6 protein-coding genes and 1 tRNA gene are annotated in these 5676 nt (G+C 50.2%); 2 read left to right on the top strand and 5 right to left on the bottom strand.

What is annotated here, in order from left to right:
- Positions 1-79: 79 nt before the first annotated feature.
- On the top strand, positions 80-925 hold the full coding sequence (gene proC / locus KB557_RS08505) for a pyrroline-5-carboxylate reductase (RefSeq protein WP_255133231.1): 846 nt from the start codon (positions 80-82) through the stop codon (positions 923-925).
- On the opposite strand, the gene plsY is transcribed toward proC, so the two are convergent.
- From plsY to KB557_RS08480, 5 genes are all read right to left on the bottom strand, one after another.
- Positions 891-1544, bottom strand: a complete 654-nt coding sequence (gene plsY / locus KB557_RS08500) for a glycerol-3-phosphate 1-O-acyltransferase PlsY (protein WP_399218882.1) — start codon at positions 1542-1544, stop codon at positions 891-893. The two genes, proC and plsY, sit on opposite strands and share 35 nt — an antisense overlap.
- A complete protein-coding gene (locus KB557_RS08495; RefSeq protein ID WP_255133235.1) occupies positions 1541-2431 on the bottom strand; it encodes a DUF3086 domain-containing protein in 891 nt (296 codons plus the stop codon). Before KB557_RS08495 ends, plsY begins: the two co-directional genes overlap by 4 nt.
- Positions 2432-2699: 268 nt before the next feature.
- Positions 2700-3143: a DUF3119 family protein gene (locus KB557_RS08490; protein ID WP_255133229.1), complete on the bottom strand. Its 444-nt coding sequence runs from the start codon at positions 3141-3143 to the stop codon at positions 2700-2702.
- Positions 3144-3159: 16 nt separating this feature from the next.
- A complete protein-coding gene (locus KB557_RS08485) occupies positions 3160-3906 on the bottom strand; it encodes an ABC transporter permease (RefSeq protein ID WP_255133227.1) in 747 nt (248 codons plus the stop codon).
- Positions 3903-5324, bottom strand: a complete 1422-nt coding sequence (locus KB557_RS08480; RefSeq protein ID WP_315856215.1) for an MFS transporter — start codon at positions 5322-5324, stop codon at positions 3903-3905. The genes KB557_RS08485 and KB557_RS08480 overlap by 4 nt, the downstream gene beginning before the upstream one ends.
- Positions 5325-5399: 75 nt before the next feature.
- On the opposite strand from KB557_RS08480, the gene KB557_RS08475 reads away from it, so the two are divergent.
- Positions 5400-5470: transfer RNA gene (locus KB557_RS08475), tRNA-Gly, on the top strand.
- Positions 5471-5676 lie beyond the last annotated feature (206 nt).

Raw genomic sequence — 5676 nt, 5'->3', positions numbered from 1 at the left:
TCAGCTTCCCCAAGCGTGATCTCCCGCGATTCAAGCTTGGAGCAGCCCGCAGCCCCAAGCCCCGCCTGGGGTCGCTCGGATGCCCTCAACGGCTGAGCTTTTCACTCACCTTTCCGGCTCAAGCCCTCAGCTGGGAATAATTGGATTAGGGCAGATGGCCCAAGCTTTATTGCGTCCGCTGCTTGAGCAAGATTTACTTAAACGCGAACAGGTGGTGGCCTGTGTGGCCAATCACGCTTCTGCGCAGAACTTGCAGCAGAAATATCAAATTGAAGTGGGCCTTGATCCAGCCCCCTGCCTTAATACTCCATTTCTTTTGCTAGCGATTAAGCCTCAGCAGCTTGAGCTTTTTTTGCAGCATCCAGCCCACAGCATTGAACTTTCTACGCCGCAGCCTTTATTGATATCGGTGCTGGCTGGGGTAAAGCTAGAGCGTTTGCAGAGGGCTTTTCCAAATCATTCAGTGGTGCGGGCAGTGCCAAATACGCCTGCTCTAGTGCAAGAGGGCCTAATTGGGCTTTCCTATGGAGCTGAGGTAAGCGATATTCAGCGTTCACAGGTTTCAGCTCTTTTTAAACCGCTAGGGCAGGTATTTGAGTTGCCTGAAAGCCAACTGGATGCTTTTTTAGCTCTGGCTGCATCTGGGCCAGCCTTTGCAGCTTTAGTGGTGGAAGGCTTAGCCGATGGTGGGGTGGCCGCTGGCTTGCCAAGGCAATTAGCGCTTGATTTAGCTGCAAAAATGTTGAAAGGATCGGCTGTGTTAATTGAAAAACAAGGCCTACATCCAGCCCAACTAAAAGACATGGTTAGCAGCCCTGGAGGAACCACCATTGCGGGCCTAAGGGAACTTGAACGCTGCGGTTTGCGTTCTGCCCTTATGGAGGCAGTGGTTAAGGCTGCAGAGCGGAGTCGTCAGTTGGGGTAGGCGCCCGGCTGCCGATGCACGGTTCGGTGCCGGCAAGCAAGCGTTTGATATTGCTGCGATGCCGCCAAATCACCATTGCAGCGGTAAGAAAACCAAGCCCCATATACGTGGGGGTATTGCCGTAGCCCGCTGCCCAAAGGAGTAGTGGTAAACCAAGCGCTGCAATCACACTTGATAAAGACACAATTCGGCTGCAACTAAGCACCAAAAGGAAAATTCCAAAACAAGCAAAACCCACAGAAGGCACCAGCCCCAGCAACATGCCAAGGCCTGTTGCTACAGCTTTACCCCCTTTGCCCTTGAGCCAGATGGGCCAGATGTGTCCAGCAAGGGCGAGTACACCTGCAGCCACCAGCCAGGTGTGGGCATTGCTGCCCATCATTTGTTTTGCCAGCAAAACTGCTGCTGTGCCCTTGAACACATCCACGAGGAACACCAGCAATGCGGCGCTTTTACCAACGTGCCGCAATACGTTTGTGGCACCGGTGGATCCTGAACCCTGCAAACGGATATCTATGCCAGCAAACCAGCGACCGGCAAGGTAGCCGCTTGGGATTGAACCCAGCAGATAAGCCAGCAGAGGTAAAAGGAATTGATTGCTGATTGAATTACTAATCACAGCAAATCCTCTTGATAATTAAATTCTTGAGGATCAGCGGCAAATACCAACCAGAGGGGGAATTGCAAAATTGGTATTGCCACGGTGGCCTCTGCTGCATCCACCACGATGAACGGCAGTTCACCCTTTTCCTCCAAGCGATCAGCCCGTTCCACCAGAGCTTCGTGGCGTTCAAACAGCACTACACCACTATTTGGGCCGAAATCCTCACGGGTGAGGCCAAGGCAATCCTGTAAGCCTCGGCGCCAGTCACCGAGTCGTTCAGGTTCACCTGCCAGCACAAGGGTTTGAAAGCGTTCCCCATAAAGTTCACCAAGAATTGCAATTGCAGCAGCGGCTACGAGCACATTGCGGTTGCGGCTGCCACCACTGGGTTGGGCTCCCCTACCCCCCTGATCGAGAAACCAGCGTTGTAGCAATTCTCTTGAATTTTCATCAAGGCTGCGGCGCAGTTGCCAGGGCTCCGCATAAAAATCGGGATTTTCATTAAAGCTGGTGAGCCGATCAACTATCAGATCGGCATCGTTGCTGAAAATGCCGATAGCTGTGCTTGGAACAACTTCTGGCGGCTGGTTAGCTGAATTAGGGCTTGCGAAATCAAGGGGGGAGGGTTGAACCGTAAGAGTTTCAGGAATCAACGGCAGTTGTTCCACACTGCGGGCTAGATCCTGCAGTGCCCCGGTGAGGTAGTCCTGAAAGCCCTTTACTCTGCGGCTCAAGCCATCGGCATTACCAACAAAATGGCTGTTTATTTCTAGTTGCAGCTGGGTTTTTCGGCTTTCCAAAGCGGTAATTTCCGCTTGCAGCTCGATTCGTTTCTGCTGCAGCTCCTGGAGCGCTAATTGCTGCCAAGACTCATCCACAACGTTGAATTTAACTAGAGGCAGTGTGGCACCAACTGTAAATATGTATTCAGGAATACCAAAGTTTTTCTGCAATCGAAGGCGGTGTGCTCGGTTCTTGCTTTAAAACCGGAAAGTATTTAGGGGCGTTCTATGGGTGCAGTTGAATCTCTTGCCGTTAAGCGATTGATCCGCAAGCGGCTCAGCCGTGCAGTGGGGGCCCAAGTGGAATTAGTGAGCTTGCAAGCGGCAACTGGCGTTGGCAATTTCAACGGTTTTCTCACCGCCCAGGGCAAACTGGCCCGTTTTTGCTTTACAGCTGGTGGGGAGAGGCTTCAATTGCTTCCGCAATATCAACTTTTCCGCTGGGACCGATCCGCTGCTTGAGTTCACTTTGTAATTGATTAGCACTAAAAAGCATTGGTAAAAAATGAATACTATTTATTTCACGAAAATAAAACAAAACCGGAAATCGAGGCCAAAAAATTTGCCAGTATTGCCATTCTTTATAGGGAAAGCGCTTGATTTCAACAGCTGGTGCTCCCCAGCTTCTGCGGGTAACAAGTAGGGCATCTGCGCTAAATGTTAGTTGCAAGATAGCTGTTTGGATAAACAAAAAAATGCTAAAAATAGCTAGCACTAAACCAGCAGGAAAATAAATAAAGCCAGATGCTATTGATATAATTAACACTCCAGTTGCTACCCATGCACGGGGTGAAATTGTGAAATTGCTGCTGTTATTTTCTGTGTTAGCCATTTTGCAAAAAGCTTGTTCAACCAAAGAGTAGTTTGGTAAGCACAACGTCTGTAATTGCAGTTACCACTAAAATCATTACCACAGCTCCTGTTGTACTGGTGCCCACCTCTTTTGGGCCGCCGCGGGTTGTGAGGCCCCAGCCACAGGAGATGATTGAAATTATTAAGCCAAATGCTGTTGCTTTTATCAACATTCCGATCACATCACTTGGTTCCATCCAACTGCGAACAGAATTCCAGAACACATTTGGAGGGATGCGATAGAGAAGTGTGCTGCTGAATTGCCCAGAGAAAAGACCAACTGCAAAAAACAGCAAGCATTGCACTGGCGACATAACTAATAAAGCTAAAACCCTTGGCACCACAAGGAATTCCACAGGGTCTGTGCGCAACATCGTTATGGCATCGATCTGTTCCGTTACCTTCATGGTGCCAAGGGAAGCGGCATAGGCGGTAGCTACCTTCCCTGTAATCAATGTGGCGGTAAGCAATGGGGCTATCTCCCTTGATAAACCAACTGCCAAAATGCCGCCAACGGTAGAAGCAGCTCCGTTCTTTGTTAACTCCGCAGCAACTTGAATATTAAAAACTGTGCCTGAGGCAAGGCCGGTTATTAAAATAACAAGGAAGCTGCTAGGGCCCGCTTCCATGAGATTGTCTATTAATTCATTTAAATTGATTTTTCCTTTCGCCACAGCAGCTAGGGCTTGTCCACCGATCAAGGCGCTACTGCCAAGCCTTGACAACCAACGGGGTGTTTTCATGGGTTAAGGGCGATTGGATGCATGCGCCTCGGCCAACGGCGCACTACTAATAAGCCGAGTACAACTAAAACCGCTGGAATTAAACCCATGCAAAGCCGAATTGTGGTGAGTGCTGATGAAGGTAAAAGAATGGAATCGGTGCAAGCTTTGTAGCCACTAAGCGTTAAAACATTCCCTAACACAAATATACTAAGCCCAATACCAAACTTTTGAATTACTACCATCCAAGCTGTATATAAACCTGCTGGTTTTTCAGGATCAGCATCAATTGCATCAGGTAATAAAGACCAAGGAATCAGAAAAGCGGTTGATCCCCCTAGCCCCACCGCAAGAATTGTGGCCACAAGCAACACAAAATTAAGGCCATTGGAAAATGAACCCATTGGTGCCACTGCCCCATCGAGGGGTATGAGCAGCATTGCGACCAGGCAGGCCACGATCCATAGCAGGCCGCCGCTGCGCAAGGCTGTAATTCGGCCCCAACGGCTGCTTACCCAGCTCCAAAGTTGTAAACCAAGTAGAGCACTGATCTGAAATGGCACCAGGATCCAGGTGCTCCAAGTTGAAGGCACCTGCATCACCACATTGAAATAAAGCAATGCAACGGTTTGCATCAACTGCAACGCGCACCAAAGCAATAGATAGAGGCCCAACACTTTTAAAAAGCGACCGTTACGGCTTACGCGTAAAAGTTGTTGCTTGATTGGTTCTTTTTTGCCGCTTGGTTGCTGGCAATGTTTCGCAAATGGCTTCAAACCCCAGCCGCAAGCAAGAGTGCCCACCGCAACTACCAGCCCGCCAATCAAGCCCATCTCTAAAAATGCGCCACCGCGCAAACCAGCGCCACCTCCACATTCATTTACTTTTACCCCCACCATGGCCGCAATTACTACTCCGCTTAAGCCCGCCAAAATTGAGCCGGTAAAGCGGGCTGCATTAAGCCGGGTGCGGAGATCGATATCTGGCGTGAGTTCAGCAGCTAAGGCGGAATAGGGCAGATTTACGCAGGTATAGGCAATTTGTGTACAAGAGGCGATTGCCACCAGCACAACAAATTTGATCCAGATCCCACCGGGGGGAGTCCACCAGCTGGCGGCCACGAAAACTCCAAGCGGTATTGCGCCGTAAAGCAACCAAGGAATCCGCGGACCAAGGGGATGCTTGGTGTGGTCGCTTAAAAAGCCAATAAATGGATCATTCAAGCCATCCCAAAGCTTGAGCACCATCAGTACGCTTCCCGCCATCCATGCGGGGAGCCCTACCACTGAGGTGAAAAATACAAAAAGATAGAACCCCATTTGGGTTGCCACCATGCCGGTGCCGGCATCACCAAGGCCATAACTCCAGAGCAAACGGCGTTCACTGCCAGCCGATAGAAGGCTCGGTGTTGAAATTGGCAATTCGCTCAAGCTCGTCAAGCAGGATTATTTGCACATTTGTGCCTATCATGATGCAGGATCAAAACGGTTAGGAGTGCTGCTCCTGCCTGATTCGCGGGCGTAGTTTAGTGGTAAAACCTCAGCCTTCCAAGCTGATGATGCGGGTTCGATTCCCGCCGCCCGCTTGCTTTTCTAGATAAGGATTTTCGGCTGAAAAGCCCTGTTGCAACTGGCTTTAGGGCTAACAGCTTGTGCCAGCTCATGCTCGCCCATGCCAAGCTGTGCGAGCAAACGTCTCACACAACATCTCACATGGTTAGGGCCCGTGATTGGGAGGGGACGATCCGAACAGTGGTGTCTCATGCCCTATTTCAACGGGGCTGTTTGAGGG

This window comes from Synechococcus sp. Cruz CV12-2-Slac-r (assembly GCF_024346075.1).
Taxonomy (GTDB): Bacteria; Cyanobacteriota; Cyanobacteriia; order PCC-6307; family Cyanobiaceae; genus Synechococcus_D.
Note: the sequence above shows the minus strand (reverse complement) of the source record. Positions and strands in the feature narration are given on the sequence as shown.